Genomic DNA, 18,531 nt, shown 5'->3' with positions numbered 1-18,531 from the left:
TAATCCTCTACGTCTTTTTCTTAACTATAAGCCAATATTTAGCACTAACCTGAAACAGCAGCTGCACCAGATACAATATCAATTAATTCATTTGTGATCGCACCTTGACGGGCTTTGTTATACACAATTTGTAATTCATTAATTAAATTTGCACCGTTATCGGTTGCTGCCTTCATGGCCACCATTCTTGCTGCTTGTTCACTCGCTAAATTGTCAACCACCGCTTGATAGACTTGTGATTCAATATAACGACGTAAAATCACATCTAATAATGATTTTGCATCAGGCTCATAAATATAATCCCATGATGAAGCTTTAAGTTCTTTATCTTCTGAAGCCGGTAATGGTAATAATTGCTGTATTGTTGGCTTTTGCGACATGGTGTTAATAAACTTATTGGTTACAATATATAGTTTATCAATTTTACCGTTGTCATATGCCTCAAGCATTGTTTTTACCGGACCAATTAAATCAGATAAAGTTGGTTCATCACCTAAATTGGTTACTTGGGTTAAGATGTTGGTTTTTACTGAAGAGAAAAACGAAACACCTCGAGAACCAATTAAAGCGACATCTGCTTCAACGCCTTTCTCTTGCCATGCTGACATATCAGCAATAACAGTTTTGAAAAGATTGATATTTAATCCACCACATAAACCACGATCGGTTGAAATGATAAGATAGCCAACTCGCTTAACATCCCTTTCTTCCAGATAAGGATGTTTAGTGCCTATTTGAGCTAACGCTAAATGTCCAATTACTTCACGAATCATTTCAGCGTATGGACGACTAGCCGCCATTCTATCTTGCGTTTTACGCATTTTAGAATTAGCTACCATTTCCATCGCTTTGGTGATTTTTTGCGTACTTTGGATACTGGCAATTTTCGTTCTAATTTCTTTTGCATTAGCCATTTGTTACCTCACCCTTACCAAGTTTGAGTTGATTTAAAGCTTTCAAGCATTGCTTTTAACTTGTTTTCAATCTCATCATTGTAATTGCCTGTTTCGTCGATTTGCTTAACAAAATCGGCATATTGACTTTGGGCATAAGCAAGAAGTGCTGTTTCAAATGATAATACTTTAGCAAGTTCAACATCTTCAAGATAACCACGCTCCGCAGCGTAAAGTACAATTGATTGCTCAGCAACAGTCATTGGCGAGTATTGCTTTTGTTTGAGTAATTCAGTTACTTTTTCACCATGGCTTAATTGGTTTCTTGTTGCTTCATCTAAGTCAGAGGCAAATTGTGAGAATGCTGCTAATTCACGATATTGTGCAAGAGCAGTACGAATACCACCAGATAATTTTTTCATTATCTTAGTTTGCGCAGCACCACCAACACGAGAAACCGAAATACCTGGGTTTACCGCTGGGCGAATACCTGAGTTAAATAAGCTAGTTTCAAGGAAGATCTGACCATCAGTAATCGAAATTACGTTAGTTGGTACGAACGCTGAAACGTCACCTGCTTGAGTTTCGATAATTGGTAATGCAGTTAATGAACCAGTTTTACCTTTTACTTCACCTTTAGTGAATTCCTCAACATAAGCTTCGTTAACCCGAGCTGCACGTTCAAGTAAACGAGAGTGAAGATAGAATACATCACCAGGGTAAGCTTCACGTCCAGGTGGACGACGAAGTAATAATGAAATTTGACGATAAGCAACCGCTTGTTTTGATAAATCATCATAAACAATTAATGCATCTTGACCGCGATCACGGAAGTATTCTCCCATGGCACAACCAGCGTAAGGTGCTAAGTATTGTAATGCTGCAGATTCAGATGCTGATGCCACCACCACAATTGTGTTTTTAAGTGCACCATGCTCTTCAAGTTTACGCACTACGTTAGCAATAGTTGATTGTTTTTGACCGATTGCTACATAGATACATTTAACCCCAGAATCACGTTGATTAATAATGGCGTCAATTGCTAATGCGGTTTTACCTGTTTGACGGTCACCGATGATAAGTTCACGTTGACCACGACCAATTGGAATCATTGAGTCAACCGCTTTATAACCAGTTTGTAATGCTTGGTCAACTGATTGACGGTCGATAACACCAGGAGCAACCACTTCTACTGGTGAAAATCCATCATGTTGAATAGAACCTTTACCATCAATTGGTTCACCGAGAGTATTAATAACACGGCCTAATAAACCATCACCTACTGGTACCTGTAAAATACGGCCAGTACATTGCACTTTCATCCCTTCAGATAAGTCTTCGTATGGTCCCATGACCACAGCTCCAACAGAATCTCTTTCAAGATTTAATGCCATTGCATAACGGTTGCCTGGTAATGCAATCATTTCACCTTGCATTACATCGGTTAATCCGTGGATTCGAAGAATACCATCACTTACAGATATGATAGTTCCTTCATTGTGAGCATCACTCACAATATTGAACTGAGCTATCCGCTCTTTAATTAGTTCACTTATTTCAGTTGAATTTAGCTGCATTATCAGTCCCCTTAAGACTGTAGAGCGTCATTTAGTCGATTTAGACGCCCTCTGATACTACTATCAATAACCATATCGCCCGTACGAATAATAAAACCAGAAATGAGCGATTTATCAATATGACATTTTAGTTTTACTTTTCGTGATAAACGTTTTTCGACTGCGACAGAAATTTTATCAAGTTGTTCACTGGTAAGCTCATTAGCAGAAATAACCTCAACATCTGCTTGTGCTTCTTTATCTAGACAGTATTGCTCAAACAAACTTAACACTTCAGGAAGAAGCGATAAACGTTTGTTTTCAGCCATAACTTTAATAAAATTAGTGCTAAACTCATCTAATACATCTTTACAGATATTGATGAGTAAGTTAGCCACTGAATCGGTTTTCATGTCAGATGTTAAGATACTTCTGATTTGAGCATCTTTGCTCACTTCAGATGTTAACACCAACATTTTATGCCATGATTCGATGCTATTTTTTTCAACAGCAAAGTCGAAAGCGGCTTTAGCATAAGGGCGAGCAATCGTAATTAAGTCAGCCATTGCTCTATTCTCCTTATAGTTCAGCTACGAGTTTATCAATGATGTCGCTGTTAGCGGCTTCATTAACAGAACGTTCAATAATTTTTTCTGCACCGGCAATAGCGAGTGTAGCGACTTGTTGTTTAAGCTCTTCTCTAGCGCGTTTGCGCTCAGCTTCAACTTCAGCAAGTCCTTGAGCAACAATCCTTTCTTTTTCACGAGAAGCTTCTTGTTGTGCTTCTTCAAGAATGGCTGCTTTGCGTTTATTCGCTTGCTCAATAATTGCATTAGCCTCAACCTTAGCCTGTTGCATTATGTCAGATGTATTTGCTTTGGCTAATTCCAAATCTTTTTTTGCTGTTTCTGCTGAAGCAAGTCCATCTGCTATCTCTTTTTGGCGTTTTTCAATCGCTCGGATAACGGGTGGCCAAACAAACTTCATACAGAACCAAACAAACAATACAAATGTAATTGCTTGGCCGAGGAGAGTTGCGTTCATATTCATGAGACAATTCCTCTTAAATTATTATTAGCCTGCAACAGCAAAAATGACATATAACGCAATACCTACACAAATCATAGGGATCGCATCAACTAAGCCCATAACGATAAAGAATTGGGTACGTAACATAGGCATTAATTCTGGTTGGCGAGCAGCACCTTCTAAGAATTTACCACCTAATAAACCAATACCAACTGCACCACCGATTGCAGCTAATCCCATCATTATGCCTGCGGCTACAAATAACATACTATCCATTATATACTCCAGTTTATTATCAAAAAAATTTAAAAATTAATGATCTTCTGTTGCCGAAGCCATCGCTAAATAGACAATCGTCAACACCATAAAAATAAATGCTTGTAAGGTAATTATCAAAATATGGAAAATAGCCCATGGTAATGATAATACCCATTGTGACCACCAAGGTAATAGTGCAGCAATTAAGATGAAGATAAGTTCACCAGCATACATATTACCGAAAAGTCGTAATCCTAATGAGACAGGTTTAGCTAATAAACTAACAAGTTCTAGGACTAAGTTAATTGGTGCAAATGCCCAATGATTAAAAGGATGTAAAGTATATTCTTTAATAAAACCTGTAATCCCTTTATATTTGATTGAATAGATGATGATAAGCGCAAATACGCCTAAAGACATTGACATGGTAATACTAACGTCAGCTGTCGGTACGACTCTTAAATGTGATAAACCTAAATATTGTCCAGCGTAAGGTAAGAAATCAACTGGAATGAGATCCATCAGATTCATTAAGAAAACCCAAATAAACACAGTAAGAGCTAAAGGGGCAATGAGTTTATTTTGGCCAGTAAACATGTCTTTGACGGTATTATTGACAAATTCAAAGATCATCTCGACTACACATTGAAGTTTACTTGGTACGCCACTCGTTGCTTTCCTTGCAACACGATGGAAAATCCATAAAAACAGCACACCAAGTAAAATTGAAAAGAACAAGGAATCAAGATTAAAGGTCCAAAAACCAGAACCGACTTGTAAGTTTTCAAGATGGTGTTTTATATAAGCTTGCGGTGAAGCTGGAGAGGAAACTGCCATATAACCCTCTTACCTATTTTCTAAAAATAAAAACTACAGCTTGTTATATTTTTTACCTTAAAAGGTATAAACAATTACTGCAATAACCGAAGCTGTTATTTTAAACCTAATTGCCTATATTAAGTCAACAACTGATTAAAAAAATAAAGAATTTAGACACTTTTTACTAATTTTGCGTAAAGAATAACAGCTTTAATAATCACTTTATTAGAAATAATTTTCACCAATTGCCTAATTAATGTAGAAAAAATAGGCTAATTTGATTGTTTAACTGCATTAGCAATTTGTTCCGCAAGTTGCTGAACTTGTGATTGATTGCTACCTTCAACCATCACTCTAATAAGAGGCTCTGTGCCTGATTTACGAATGAGTACTCGTCCATTATTACTGAGTTGTTGTTCTGCCTGCGCAATGGCTGATTTAACTTCAGGATTCGTTAATGGATCATCTTTACCTGAGAAACGAACATTAATTAATATTTGTGGTAGCATTGTCATACCACTACATAAATCAGCTAATGACATATTATTGCGTACCATGGCAGCTAAAACTTGTAAGCCAGCAACAATACCATCACCGGTAGTCGTTTTATCTAGCAGTAGAACATGACCTGAATTTTCAGCGCCTAATCGCCAATTTTTTTCAACTAGCATTTCAAGTACATATCTATCGCCGACTTTTGCTCTTACAAATGGAATTCCAAGATTTTTAAGGGCGATTTCCAGTCCCATATTACTCATTAGCGTACCAACCACACCACCTTTAAGCTGACCCTGTCTTAATGCTTCTCGAGCGATGATATAAATAATTAAATCACCATCAATTTTATTACCTTTATGGTCAACCATAATAATACGGTCGCCATCACCATCAAGAGCGAAACCTAAATCGGCTTTTTCATTGATAACTTGCTCAGTTAACGCTTTTACATCAGTGGCACCACAATTTTCATTGATGTTAACGCCATCAGGATCACAGCCAATTTTGATCACTTTGGCGCCAAGCTCACGCAATACTTTCGGGGCAATGTGATAAGTGGCACCATTGGCACAATCCACCACAATTTTTAGGCCTGATAAACTTAAATCGTGATCAAAAGTACTTTTACAAAATTCAATATATCGACCAGCAGCATCGGTTATTCGACTGGCTCGACCTAACTGTTTTGATTCGACGCAATCGATCTCTTTCTCTAGTTGTGCTTCGATTTCTAACTCAATTGCATCATCAAGTTTGCGTCCTTCGTTTGAGAAAAATTTAATGCCATTATCATAGAAAGGATTATGTGAGGCAGAAATGACTACACCTGCATCAGCACGAAATGTGCGAGTTAAATAAGCAATCGCTGGTGTTGGCATTGGCCCAGTAAATGCAGCTGCTACACCAGCCGAAGCAAATCCTGCCTCTAATGCTGATTCCAGCATATAGCCTGAAATGCGAGTATCTTTACCGATGATGACTTTTTTTACACCATCTTTAGCTAGTACTCGCCCAGCAGCCCAACCTAATTTGAGAGCAAAATCAGGCGTTATAGGATATTCTCCAACTTTTCCACGAATACCATCTGTCCCAAAATATTTCCGATTAGACATGTTATTTCCTCATACAGAATTTTTATTTAACTCATTGCCAGCGTTATAATGTTAACGTTACTGCTATTTTATAAAAGTGCTTAGCTAAACTATTCTCGATTGTCGTTAGCAAATTTCAATAACACTTGGCTTTCTTTAATAAAACGCTCGGCATATTTACCAAACCATTTGGTTACTTCATTAAAATTCTCAATGAATTTGGTTTTATCTCTTTGTTCGATTAATTTAACCATTTGCCCAAAACATTGATAGTAACGTTTAATTAATTCAATATTGGCATCTGATGCCATGATGATATCGGCATAAAGTTCTGGATCCTGAGCAAATAAACGGCCTACCATCATTAATTCAAGTCGATAAATTGGTGATGATAGGGTAATTAGCTGTTCTAAATCAGCGTGTTCTCGTTGTAAATTCACACCATATGAGAATGAAGTAAAATGACGCAATGCTTGAATAAATGACATGCATTTATCATGCTCTTTTGCATCAATCGCACATAAATTTGCTCCCCAAATCCGCATTTGTTCAATTAACCATTGGTATTGTTCCGGGTATCGTCCTTGGCAGTAAACAATAACTTGTTTAGCTAAATTAGGTACATCAGGGCCGAACATTGGATGTAAGCCAACGACAGGACCTGCATGCTTAGCTAACATCGCTTGTAACGGTTTGACTTTGATTGAAGTAAAATCAGTTAAAATGCAATCTTTAGGTAGTGGTGGTAATTGTTCAATAATTTCACATGTTTTGTTGATCGGTACGGTCACAATAACTGCAGCAGCATCAGCAACGACTTCGGCTGCTTGATGCATGGTTTTTGAACCCAAGGTTTTGACTGTATAACCTGACAGGGTAAATAGTCGGGCAAATAGTCTACCCATTTGGCCGTTACCACCAATGATGACAATTGATCCTTTGCCAGTGTAAACCTTTTTAAAACCTTTGTCGTTTTCACTTATATAAGACTCACGCATTAAGCGGCGTAAAATATCTTCGATTAGCGCTGGTGATATACCTAAATCTTCGGCTTCTTGTTTCCGTTTAGCTAACATATCCGCTTCACGTTTTGGATCGTAAATTGGAATTCCATGCTCACTTTTCACTTCGCCAACTTCTGCGACTAATGCTAGTCGCTGATTAATTAAAGATAAAATCGATTGATCAACTTCATCAATTTTATTGCGCAATGCAAGTAATTCCTTTGACATATTTGCTGGATCCTTTATCACAAGTTATAGCTTTTACTGTAATTGCTTAACAGTATAACGTATTTTTGGTAGCATGGGTCAATTGCAAAATTAAATCAAATACAATAAATTTATGATTAAAGTTATCTCATTTAATATTAATAGTCTTCGGGCTAGAATTCACCAATTAGCTGCAATTATTGATAAACATCAACCGGATATAATTGGCTTGCAAGAGACCAAAGTTCATAACGATCAATTTCCTGTTGAGGAACTGGCGCAGTTTGGTTATCACTTACATTATCATGGTCAAAAAGGGCATTATGGCGTGGCATTATTGACTAAGCAAAAACCATTATCAGTCCAATGTGGTTTTCCAACTGATGAGGAAGGCGCACAATGCCGATTAATTATGGCTGAATTACCGACTAGCCAAGGTAATTTAATCATTATCAATGGCTATTTTCCTCAGGGAGAAAGTTTACACCATGAAATCAAATACCCGGCTAAACGTAAATTTTATCAGGATTTAAATCAGTACATACAAAACCAGCAACTTAATAGTCAATTATCCTTAATTATGGGGGATATGAATATTTGTCCAACCGATTTAGATATTGGTATTTCTGATGATAGTCGTAAACGGTGGTTGCGTACTGGTAAATGTTCTTTTTTGCCTGAAGAGCGTGAATGGATAAATAATTTAATGTCTCTTGGTTATACTGATACTTATCGTCATGCTAATCCTGAATCGCAAAGATATTCATGGTTTGATTATCGTTCCAAAGGATTTGATAGTGAAACAGGATTAAGAATTGATTTAATATTAGCCAGCCAAAAGTTACAGCAATATTGTCAGCAAACCGGTATCGATTATGATATTCGAGGCATGGAAAAGCCATCTGACCATGCACCGATCTGGGCACAATTTGATTTAGATTAAACTTCAACCATGAGGATAATAGTATGCAAAGCAGTTCGATTTTATCGGTCAAAGATCTTAACCAAATCGTTAAAGAACTGCTTTCTGAAGCTATTGGACAAATTTGGTTAGTGGGGGAAATTTCTAATTTTTCTCGCCCTTCTTCTGGCCATTGGTATTTCACACTAAAAGATGAAGTTGCTCAAGTGCGGTGTGCTATGTTTCGTAATAGTAATTTCCGCACCGGATTTACTCCACAAAATGGTCAACAAGTGTTGGTAAATGCTTCGGTAACGCTTTATGAAGCACGTGGCGAATATCAATTGGTCATTAATAAAATGCAACCCGCTGGTGCGGGACTGTTACAACAAAAATTTGAGCATTTAAAACAAAAACTGTCAGAAGAAGGATTGTTTGATCCTATTTATAAACAAACATTACCCGATAATATTCGTACGGTTGGAATTATTACTTCAGCAACTGGTGCTGCGTTGCATGATATTTGTCAGATATTAAATCGACGCGATCCTAGTTTGCATTTGATTATCTATCCAACTCAGGTACAAGGTAATGAAGCGGCTGCCCAAATAGCAAGGATGATTGAAATTGCCAATATTCGCCAAGAATGTGATGTGCTAATAGTTGGGCGGGGTGGTGGTGCACTTGAGGATCTTTGGGCATTTAATGAAGAAGTGGTTGCAAGAGCAATTTTTGCTAGCCGATTACCGATTGTCAGTGCTGTTGGTCATGAAGTCGATTTTTCGATTGCTGATTTTGTTGCTGATGTTCGTGCAGCAACGCCATCTGCAGCGGCTGAGCTGGTAAGTCGAGACAAACTAGAGCAAATTAAGCGTTTGCAAGTTCAAGAACAATATTTATGCATGGCGATGGATTACTATTTAATGCGTCGACGAGAACGCTTAAATAAATGGCGCCATCAATTACAAACACAGCACCCTCAAGCAAAATTATCAAAACAATTAAGTCGGTTATTAAGTGGTCGTCATGCCTTGTTTGAAAATATGCAGCAATATTTATTAAGGCAATCTTATCGCCATAACCTACTTGATAAACGTTTAGTTCGTGTTTCACCACGGCATAAAATTCTTTATTATGGGCAAAGCCTTAAACAAAAACAGCAGCAACTCATTAATTTAATTCAAAACAAGCTGACAGATGCTAAACATCAGTTTGTATTACAAACATCTCAACTTAATAGTGTTAGTCCACTAGCAACCCTAGAACGAGGTTATTCAGTAACAACTAATCAGCAACACAAAGTGATACGCACAGTTGAGCAAGTCGTTATTGGAGAAATGATTGAAACGCAGTTAAAAAGTGGCAAAGTAACGAGTCAAATTATTGAGATTAATAAAAAATCTAATTCACAATAGTTGTGTTTAGGTTTGAAAAATCAACTTATTATAGCTTAATTAAAAATTAGCGCTTTATTTAACTATTCTGTTTTTATTCCTAATCTACACTTTTAATAAATTTAATGCTCGAAATTGGATAAAATTGTATCTTAAATAGTATTAAGGATATAATATCCAAAAAATTTATTAAAAAATACTAAGAGAATAAAGTGGTTATGCATCCTCCAATAGGTATTGATTTAGGTACTACCAATAGTTTGATTTGTGTTTGGCAAAATGGTCAATCAACGCTTATTCCCAACGCTATCGGCGAAGTTGTTACGCCATCGGTGGTTAGCATTGATGAAGATAACTCTATTTTAGTTGGTCATGCTGCTTTATCACGTTTAACCACTCATCCTAGCCGTAGTGCTGCGGCATTCAAACGTTTTTTAGGCTCAAGTAAAGTTTTTGAATTAGGTGAGCAAAAATACACCCCAACCGAACTTTCTGCATTGGTTTTAAAATCATTAAAAGCTGATGCTGAAGCTTTTTTAAAACAAGAGATTCGTGATGTAGTAATATCCGTACCTGCTTATTTTAATGATGAACAGCGTAAACAGACTCGCTTTGCTGCTGAGCTAGCTGGCTTAAATGCTGTGCGTTTAATTAATGAACCGACTGCCGCCGCCATGGCGTATGGATTACATGAAGAACAATCTGGTAATACATTAGTTTTTGATTTAGGGGGTGGTACATTTGATGTTACTGTTTTGGAATATAGCATGCCAATCATTGAGGTTCATGCTTCAGCTGGTGATAATTACTTAGGTGGTGAAGATTTTACTCATGAACTTGTTAAAGCTTGTTTAAGCGAATGGCAACTCAAACAATCTGATATACCAATTGATGACTATGCTCGCTTGCTAGATTTAGCCGAACAACTAAAATGTAAACTAAGTGGAGAACAAATACATAATTTGACTTGGTCTTGGCAAGACAAGTTATGGCAATTTTCATTAAATGAAATAAGAGCTAAATCAATTTGGTTACCTTTACTTAATCGCTTACGAGCACCTGTTGAACAGGCTCTAAGTGATGCTCGCTTAAAACCTAATGAACTTGAGCATATTGTCTTAGTTGGTGGTTCATCGCAGTTAGGTGTAGTTCGAGAGTTAGTAACCAAATTATTTGCCAAATTACCTTATCGTCACATTAATCCTACGACTATTGTTGCACAAGGTGCAGCAGTGCAAGCAGCATGTCGTTTACGTGATGTTGATGTTGAAGAAGTGATTCTTACCGATGTGTGCCCATATACGCTAGGCATTGAAAGTAGTTCTGGTAATATCAATGGCTTATTTTCGCCGATTATTGAACGTAATACGATTGTTCCAACGTCAAAAGTAAAAACCTTTTCTACGACCCACCCACAACAAAAAAGCATTATGCTTTCAGTTTATCAAGGTGAAAACCCTCGGGTAGAAAATAATGTTCTAATTGATGAATTTGAAGTTCCTTTAAAGCCAATGGAAAAAATACAAGGGATTGATGTTCGTTTTAGTTATGATTTAAATGGTTTGCTCGAAGTTGATGTGGTATTGCTTGAAACTGGCGAATTGCATGGCAAAGTGATTGATCATAGTCCAATAGGGTTAACTGATAAGCAAAAACAAGAGAGCCATGAACGTCTGGCGGCCCTTAAGATTCATCCGCGTGATGAAATGCCAAATCGTACTTTATTAGCGCGACTAGAACGAGCATGGGCACAGTCATTGGGTGATGAACGAATATTAATTGGAGCATATATTGAAGCTTTTATGCAAGTACTTGATCAGCAGAATCCTGAAGAAATCGAGCAAGTACGCAGTGAGATAGAGGTAAATCTTAGCGAGCTTAATCGATAATCATTACTTTTTCTAAAATTATCCCCTTTGCTAATCAGAAAAGAGTGTTTCAAAGGGGATATGTAGATGATTCATTTTTTCTAATTATTTTTGTATTGGTGGTCCGTAGCGGTTGGTTTCATTAACAGTTGAAAGCCAACACGGCAATAATAGAAATGGTAATAGAATTGTGGCGGATACAAAATAATAGATACCTCCATTAGAATAACAGTCATTTAAGCGTCGTTTTATTGCCAAAACGCTATTGATTGTTGCTAATCCGCATAATACAAGCATAATTGGATGATTTAAATTAGTTTTTCCTGCTGCTCCTATTATTAGAAAAAATAAAGGTAAACTGACGTAGCCCATTTGTTTTAAGAAACCAGTTAAATTTGTTCGCCCCTTCCAACGCCAAATTTGCCACCATTCATTTGGCGGAAATGATTTTGATTGCAGCTTTTTCTGGTGATCCATATTTTTGGCTAACAGCAATGCTGAGGATAATTTAATTATGCTATTATTATCATTATTTTGTCCAATTTCTTCTAGTACTTCGATATCTTCTTCTTCGCATAGCGAATCATCTTTGTCTAACTTTTTATTTATAGCATATAATTTATCTATGTTTTGCAATTCATCATTATGTTTTTTAAGGGATGATGGAATAGATAATTTATCACAAAATGCGTTAGCAAGTTTTTTTAACTGTAGATCATCGCCAGCAAGTTTTTGTAGTATTTGGTGTAGTTTTGTTTTTTGATTTGGTTTATCAAAAACAATCATATACAGTAACATTAAACAACTTACTGGTTTGTTGGCTAGTTTATTTGCCCATCTTTGTTCAACTATTTGTTCAATTTCATCCCAATTAACTTCTTCTGGCGAGTCGGTAAACGTCTCAATTGAATTTGGATAATTAACCAACATACTGCCAATCAACTGGTTATCAGTATCGATTAAATTATATAATTGTGTATCATTTTGCCATTCGTTAGACTTAAAGGTATTGATCAGCGGCACTAGCGGATCATTTTCTGGGAGTAAAAATAAGTTATCTTTTTCACGAATAAAGTCTGCGGCTTTAATTGGTGAATTGGCAATAGTAATGGCTAATAAACAGTAACGATACCATTGCCAATACGCATTTTTATCAGCCTCAATAATTGATTGTTCAGGTGATTTAGGTAAATTATTACCCCCCCTAAATTGATAATATATCGGCCAATCAAACATTTCCATATTTCGATAAGTTACATTGCGGTATAAATGTAATTTGGCGACAAATGGGATATCATCGAATCTATCTAACCATAATCGACCATATAAAAACTGATTGCCTTTTTCGTTATCTGGATCAAATTTAGTCGGGATAGTTGCATTTTCATCACTTTGGTACAACCATTGTTTAAACTCCTGAACGGGTGGCAAATTAGTGAGCCATTCAAGGTGTTGTCTAGCTTGACGCTGTAAATTTTGTAAAATAAATTGTTCAAACTCATCTTCACTTGAGTCAGCTAAGATTTCTTGTAAAAGTGTTTTATTACCGTGTCGTAGCATGATTGCATGTCGGTATAAACGATATAACCGATTGTTTCCATCATCGCATAATAAAGTGTGTAGAACTTGACGATAATTCCAATGATTATCCAGAGCCCAGGTTATAACAGCCGCAATTTCATTGCTGTAGTTTTGTTTCCTAAATTTCAGTAGTCGAGAAATTGTTGATGGCGTAAATTGCGGAATACTATATATATAAGTTTCCTGATCTTCTGCCGTTAAACAATAAGATTGGTTTAATGCCAGAATTAATAATGGTAGATAATCAAACCGATTTTTGGAACACCATAATATTAACCAATTGGCAGCCTTTTCTTGATATTGTGGTAAATGATAAAGTTCTAACCAAAGTAATAAGGCATTTTGTTCGTCTTCAAGCAGTGAATACTGCATTGCGGCGACGGCTTTCCATTGTTCTTGTATTTGCTGTTCTTGATTAGGATCGTCAATACAAGTTAAGGCATAATCTAATAATCCTCTATTTGGCGATTTAGCAAAATAATACCAATTGGCTAGTTCTTGCATGAACTCGGGATTATCAGGTAAGTAAACTACAGTATGAATAGATAAATATTCTGTTAATTCTGCTGCTGGTTTTTCCCAGAAAAGCCATCTAGCACAACGAGCATAGTCGATGGTTACATTTTGTACGGCTTTATTTGTCTTTGGTAAGCTGTCATAATCAAAAAAATCACCACGATCAATATGATCAAAAAAGTTCTCATACATATCAGCGTCGTTGGGCGAATAACTATTTATTTGCTGACGCCAGCGTAGATTATCAGCTAATATTTTCACACATGATAGTGATATTGTCACAGTGTCATAACTGATATCTAACATTTTCCATTTAGCAATTTCTATTATAGACATTGGGTAATCATAAAATGAAGCAACAAATTTATGCCACTCATTCACATTATGGCATCGAACCGGATCATCGAGTAGTGCTTGATAGTTATCACAGATTTCTTTGACTTGTTGCTCTTCTGCGGTGAGTGGTTTAATAACTTCTTCAGTAGGCTGTTCTTGATTTAAATCATCAGCCATTGATTCTGGTGATTTTGCATACTGCATTGCTAATTCATAGGCTTCGCGTAGCGCTTTAAAACCATCAGGATCTGTTTCAGGATGATATTCAGGTAGTTTTGCCCGATATGCTTGTCGAATCACGGCGATATCGGTAGTTTTCTCAATTGCTAATAATTGCCAAAAATTGTTATTCATGACCAAGCATACTCCATTAATGATTCAGGTTTTTCCAATTCATCTATATCAATATTCCAAGGCAGGTGATGATAAGGGGAATCTTCGTCGCTATACAATTTAGTCATAGTCCATGTTTGGGATGAACGGCATAAGTCACAACGTAATCTTTCTAAATCTTCTTTATTAGTCAATGATTCCCAATATTGATAACCGACAAACCAACCAGAAAAATAACTTTGCCATGATGAATAATAGTATTGTGCTCGCAGTCCTATTCTATACAAAATCCAAAGGGCTTCTTCTTCAGTAATAAATTTATTGGTGATGCCATTACGCAATATATATCCCATACGTGCGTAATCCCAACTACGGATGCCTCCTGTGCCACATTCGGAATAAGTCTGTTCAACAAATTCGAGCAAAACTTTATCGTAATCGCTCTGTTTCTCGATATAATTTAACCAATCTAATGCCGATAGGCGAGGATACATAAAATAATGTTTAGATAAGGCTGTTGCATGACCATCATCGACCATATTAAAAACCATTGCTAATAGTGTTTCTCGCGAATCAATACCCCAGTCTTTTTTCAAATCGGTATATTTATCCTCAGGAAAAAAAAAGGGTGATGTATAACTTGCGCCACACTCTTTATTTAAGGCAACCATTGGTGCCGATAGACCATATAACCAATCGATATAATCTTGATTCATAGCTTTATTCCATTAATTTTTTATACGACTTTTTATCAAAAGATAACAGATTTGATAAAAAAATAAATATTTGTTAAGGCAATTAGACTATTTATTTTTTTACTATAGGTTAGCTAAAAAATCGAAATACTTTATCTTTTAAAATAATAAAATTATTTTGCAAAACTATATCTACAAGGCATAATAAAAACTGTTCATCAGTATTTGAATTCTACTGGGTAGTAAATAAAAGGAGTGATAATGAAAAAATTTATTTTAGTAACAGCATTAGTAACTAGCACATTAATGTTACAAGGGTGTGTTGCTGCTGTTATTGGCGTCGGTGCTGGTGCTACCGCAAAAGTTGCCACCGATCCGCGTACCACAGGAACACAAGTTGATGATACGACCCTGAACACCAGAATGAACAGTAAATTAAGTGAAAATGGTCCTTTTTTTATTGGCTCTCGTATATCTTCAAGTACTTATGATGGCAATATTATTTTGACTGGCCAAGCCAATGCCGAACAAATTGAAAAAGCTGAACGTCTAGCTTATCAAGTTGAAGGAGTTAAGAAAGTTTATAACCAAATTCGTGCTGGAGAACCGGTTGGAGCAGGAACAATCACCAATGATATGTGGATAACCACCAAAGTTAAATCCCAACTTACACTAAATTCCAAAACAAAAGCACGTAATATCAAAGTCGTTACGGAAAATGGTGAGGTATTTTTAATCGGTATTGTTAGCAGTGAAGAAGGCCAAGAAGCCGCTACTGTTGCAAGTAAAGTTGCTGGTGTTAAGAAAGTTGTTACATTATTTACTATACGTTAATCACTAATTGTAAAAGCTAAAAAGCTTTAAAAAGGGAGAAATTATTCTCCCTTTTTTACTAGCTACCCGCTAACTTAATACGCTCAATTATTTTTTCAATCCCTTGTAGCCGAGATTGACTCAACTCATCAGTAATTTTTAATTGCTTTAATATTGCAAGGAAATCGATGGCTTGAATTTGTTCTGCTGTTTTATGATTGGCAGTAATGATTAAAATAGCTAACAATCCTTTTACGATTCTACCTTCACTATCACCTTGAAAGGTAAAAGTATTATCTAATTGTTTTTCATTAGTTAGCCATACCCGATTTTCACAACCATAAATTTGGTTGGATTCTATTTTTTTTATATCCGGAAAATCAGGTAATTGTTTTGCTAAGGCAATTAATTGTCTATAACGATCTTGCCAGTTATGTTGTTTAGAAAATAATTCAAATAAAGTTTGTTGTGATAGCATAATTAAAACCGATTAGTGATTGAACAAGTCATTAACGTTTCTTTGATTAACTACAGATATAGTTTACGTGAGTAATTCAATGGAATTTTGTAATGCTGTAATAAAATGATCAATATCGTGCTGATTATTATATGGCATAAGTGAAATGCGAATAACACCATGACAACCAAGTTTATCCATAAGTGGTTTAGCACACAATTCACCGGTTCGGATGGCAATATTTTGTTCGCTTAATAAAATAGCGACATCATTATGATGAATGTTTTGTATATTAAAACTAATTATAGGACTATTTTTAACACTATAAAATTGTATATTGGTTAATTGACTTAATTTTGATTCAGTATAGTCAGCTAATTGTGTTATATAACTTTCTAATTGTGTTTCATTCCACTTTGTTAACCAATCTAAGGTTGCTTTAAAACCAATAATACCAGCTATATTTTGCGTACCCGCTTCAAATTTATAGGGAAGATCTTCAACTGTAAATTCGGTAAATGAAGCCGTTTTTAACATTTTTCCACCACCATGCCAAACATCCATTTGCTTGAGTAAATGTTGTTTTCCATATAGTATCCCCAATCCAGTTGGGCCATATAGCTTATGAGCAGAAAAGGCATAAAAATCGATATTTAATTTTTCAACATCAATCGGATGATGTACAACGCCTTGTGCGCCATCCACGACTAATACCGCATTGGTTTGATGAACTAGTTGGCTAATTTGGGCTAAATCTGGACAAAAACCGGTAACGTTAGACATTTGAGTTATAGCAACAATTTTAGTTCTCGCTGAGAGTAATCTTGAAAGCTCATCAATATCTGCTGACCATTTAATGATTTTGGCGCCAGTTTGTTTCGCCACAATAAGCCAAGGTAACAAGTTGCTGTGATGTTCTAACTCGCTAACAATGATCTCATCACCTATGTGTAATTGTGCTCTAGCATAACTTTGGGCAATTAAGTTGATTGATTCGGTTGTGCCACGAGTCCAAATTATTTCACAATTTGACTTAGCATGAAGTAGATCAGCAATATTTTGCCTAGTTTGATCAATCGTTGCGGTGACTTGTAGCGCATCTTGGTGCAAACTACGTTGCGCTGTTGCAGTGTTATGCCCGTAATACTCAACAGTTGCATCGATCATGGCTTGTGGTTTCAGTGCTGTAGCTGCTGAATCAAGATACACATTATGGCTAGTTAGGGCAGGGAAGTCTGCCCTAAATTTTTCGCATAGCAGCATATTATTGTGTAAGTTCAAGTCCTGCAATTCCATTCCAATAACCGTTACAGTCTCGTTTATGTTCAATGTGTAAAGGATTTAGTCCTTCTTCATTAGCTCTAAATTGCTTAACTACCTCGAGTGTTTCAATTCCAAGCGGAGAAATACGCACGATATCAACTAATCCTTTCATCTCTTTTAGATTGTTACCTAAGTTATAACAGTAGCCACTTTGTGTTTGAATACCGTTAAGGACAAATACTTTTTGTTGCTCTTGAGAAAATACTTCTCGACCAACGGGATATTTAATACAGCAAGTCTCACATTTATCCTTTGGTTTATCTTCCGATCTAGCAGTAAAACAGCGGGCGGAATAGGCTAATGGTAAATAACCATAACTAAATACTTCAACTTCAAAATTGCGCTCAATTTTCAATGCATCAAATTGTTTTAAAACATTGCTTAACCAATCGCGAGAAAGTTCAACTGGCATACACCAACGCACCATACCTTGTTTTTGTAACAATTTTAGGGTTAATGCGTTATAACAGTTAATTGCCGGACCAGCGACAAAAGGTAAATTATTGTCATGAGCAATATTAATTGCCGCCAAATCATTAGCTTCAATTAAAAAATCACCATTATTAACTAATTGTTTTAAATCAATTAGTTCTGATGGTGCTTCAAGCAGTGCTAGGGTAGAAAGTACGACTTGTTTACCAGATTTAGCAATTTCTTTAGCTAAATCTAACCAATTGGGTACTTTCATTTCCCGACGTTTGGTACATACTGTTTCGCCCATATAAATAATATCTGCGTCACTATCTTTCGCTGCTTGGTAAAAGGCTTCGGTTTCAATTTTAGGCCAATAATAAAGTACAGGGCCTAACGCATATTTCATAGTCTTGCTCACTATATCTGTATTTAATTATTTTAAATAGTCAATGTTTGATAGCTATTTTCTAACGCTAATATCAAAAGTCATTTAGATTAGTATCATGTTTATTTTATTGGTAAACATGAACAAATATGTTTACATT

17 protein-coding genes are annotated in these 18,531 nt (G+C 36.1%); 4 read left to right on the top strand and 13 right to left on the bottom strand.

Annotation, left to right across the window (positions count from 1 at the left end; genetic code table 11):
- Nucleotides 1-44: 44 nt before the first annotated feature.
- From atpG to tyrA, 8 genes are all read right to left on the bottom strand, one after another.
- Nucleotides 45-914, bottom strand: coding sequence for a F0F1 ATP synthase subunit gamma (atpG, locus tag H3U96_RS06325; RefSeq protein WP_065614742.1), 870 nt, complete (start codon nucleotides 912-914; stop codon nucleotides 45-47).
- A gap of 14 nt (nucleotides 915-928) precedes the next feature.
- A complete protein-coding gene (atpA, locus tag H3U96_RS06320) occupies nucleotides 929-2,470 on the bottom strand; it encodes a F0F1 ATP synthase subunit alpha (protein ID WP_198195974.1) in 1,542 nt (513 codons plus the stop codon).
- A gap of 11 nt (nucleotides 2,471-2,481) precedes the next feature.
- Nucleotides 2,482-3,015 carry a F0F1 ATP synthase subunit delta gene (atpH, locus tag H3U96_RS06315; protein WP_065614741.1) on the bottom strand — a complete coding sequence of 178 codons (534 nt, stop codon included), beginning with the start codon at nucleotides 3,013-3,015 and terminating at the stop codon, nucleotides 2,482-2,484.
- A gap of 13 nt (nucleotides 3,016-3,028) precedes the next feature.
- Nucleotides 3,029-3,499: a F0F1 ATP synthase subunit B gene (gene atpF / locus H3U96_RS06310; protein WP_034901512.1), complete on the bottom strand. Its 471-nt coding sequence runs from the start codon at nucleotides 3,497-3,499 to the stop codon at nucleotides 3,029-3,031.
- 24 nt (nucleotides 3,500-3,523) lie between these two features.
- Nucleotides 3,524-3,754 carry a F0F1 ATP synthase subunit C gene (gene atpE / locus H3U96_RS06305; RefSeq protein WP_034901511.1) on the bottom strand — a complete coding sequence of 77 codons (231 nt, stop codon included), beginning with the start codon at nucleotides 3,752-3,754 and terminating at the stop codon, nucleotides 3,524-3,526.
- A 36-nt stretch (nucleotides 3,755-3,790) separates the two neighbouring features.
- Nucleotides 3,791-4,573: a F0F1 ATP synthase subunit A gene (gene atpB / locus H3U96_RS06300; RefSeq protein ID WP_198195972.1), complete on the bottom strand. Its 783-nt coding sequence runs from the start codon at nucleotides 4,571-4,573 to the stop codon at nucleotides 3,791-3,793.
- Between the two features lie 254 nt (nucleotides 4,574-4,827).
- Entirely contained in the window at nucleotides 4,828-6,165 is a 1,338-nt protein-coding gene (gene glmM, locus H3U96_RS06295; protein ID WP_086360491.1) for a phosphoglucosamine mutase, read from the bottom strand.
- 89 nt (nucleotides 6,166-6,254) lie between these two features.
- The gene (gene tyrA / locus H3U96_RS06290; protein ID WP_198195970.1) at nucleotides 6,255-7,376 is read right to left on the bottom strand and encodes a bifunctional chorismate mutase/prephenate dehydrogenase; all 1,122 of its coding nucleotides are present in this window, start codon (nucleotides 7,374-7,376) and stop codon (nucleotides 6,255-6,257) included.
- 115 nt (nucleotides 7,377-7,491) lie between these two features.
- Between tyrA and xthA the strand changes: the two genes are divergently transcribed.
- The 3 genes from xthA (at nucleotide 7,492) to H3U96_RS06275 (ending at nucleotide 11,539) form a co-directional block, all read left to right on the top strand.
- Nucleotides 7,492-8,298, top strand: a complete 807-nt coding sequence (xthA, locus tag H3U96_RS06285; protein ID WP_198196014.1) for an exodeoxyribonuclease III — start codon at nucleotides 7,492-7,494, stop codon at nucleotides 8,296-8,298.
- A gap of 23 nt (nucleotides 8,299-8,321) precedes the next feature.
- Nucleotides 8,322-9,671, top strand: a complete 1,350-nt coding sequence (gene xseA, locus H3U96_RS06280) for an exodeoxyribonuclease VII large subunit (RefSeq protein ID WP_198195968.1) — start codon at nucleotides 8,322-8,324, stop codon at nucleotides 9,669-9,671.
- A gap of 197 nt (nucleotides 9,672-9,868) precedes the next feature.
- Entirely contained in the window at nucleotides 9,869-11,539 is a 1,671-nt protein-coding gene (locus tag H3U96_RS06275; RefSeq protein ID WP_232347758.1) for a molecular chaperone HscC, read from the top strand.
- A gap of 84 nt (nucleotides 11,540-11,623) precedes the next feature.
- On the opposite strand, the gene H3U96_RS06270 is transcribed toward H3U96_RS06275, so the two are convergent.
- Both H3U96_RS06270 and H3U96_RS06265 read right to left on the bottom strand, forming a co-directional pair.
- Nucleotides 11,624-14,305: a hypothetical protein gene (locus H3U96_RS06270; protein WP_198195964.1), complete on the bottom strand. Its 2,682-nt coding sequence runs from the start codon at nucleotides 14,303-14,305 to the stop codon at nucleotides 11,624-11,626.
- Entirely contained in the window at nucleotides 14,302-15,000 is a 699-nt protein-coding gene (locus H3U96_RS06265) for a DUF1266 domain-containing protein (RefSeq protein ID WP_198195962.1), read from the bottom strand. Before H3U96_RS06265 ends, H3U96_RS06270 begins: the two co-directional genes overlap by 4 nt.
- 240 nt (nucleotides 15,001-15,240) lie before the next feature.
- On the opposite strand from H3U96_RS06265, the gene dolP reads away from it, so the two are divergent.
- A complete protein-coding gene (gene dolP, locus H3U96_RS06260) occupies nucleotides 15,241-15,813 on the top strand; it encodes a division/outer membrane stress-associated lipid-binding lipoprotein (RefSeq protein WP_086321163.1) in 573 nt (190 codons plus the stop codon).
- A 58-nt stretch (nucleotides 15,814-15,871) separates the two neighbouring features.
- Here the strand turns inward: dolP and csdE are convergent, their stop codons facing one another.
- The 3 genes from csdE to H3U96_RS06245 all read right to left on the bottom strand — a co-directional run bounded on the left by csdE (nucleotide 15,872) and on the right by H3U96_RS06245 (nucleotide 18,392).
- On the bottom strand, nucleotides 15,872-16,270 hold the full coding sequence (gene csdE, locus H3U96_RS06255; RefSeq protein ID WP_065577914.1) for a cysteine desulfurase sulfur acceptor subunit CsdE: 399 nt from the start codon (nucleotides 16,268-16,270) through the stop codon (nucleotides 15,872-15,874).
- Nucleotides 16,271-16,333: 63 nt separating this feature from the next.
- The gene (csdA, locus tag H3U96_RS06250) at nucleotides 16,334-17,545 is read right to left on the bottom strand and encodes a cysteine desulfurase CsdA (protein ID WP_232347751.1); all 1,212 of its coding nucleotides are present in this window, start codon (nucleotides 17,543-17,545) and stop codon (nucleotides 16,334-16,336) included.
- A complete protein-coding gene (locus tag H3U96_RS06245) occupies nucleotides 17,514-18,392 on the bottom strand; it encodes a U32 family peptidase (protein ID WP_086360487.1) in 879 nt (292 codons plus the stop codon). Before H3U96_RS06245 ends, csdA begins: the two co-directional genes overlap by 32 nt.
- Nucleotides 18,393-18,531 lie beyond the last annotated feature (139 nt).

The organism is Gilliamella sp. M0364 (genome assembly GCF_016100565.1).
Lineage (GTDB): Bacteria > Pseudomonadota > Gammaproteobacteria > Enterobacterales > Orbaceae > Gilliamella > Gilliamella apis.
This window is presented reverse-complemented; position numbering and strand designations above follow the sequence as displayed.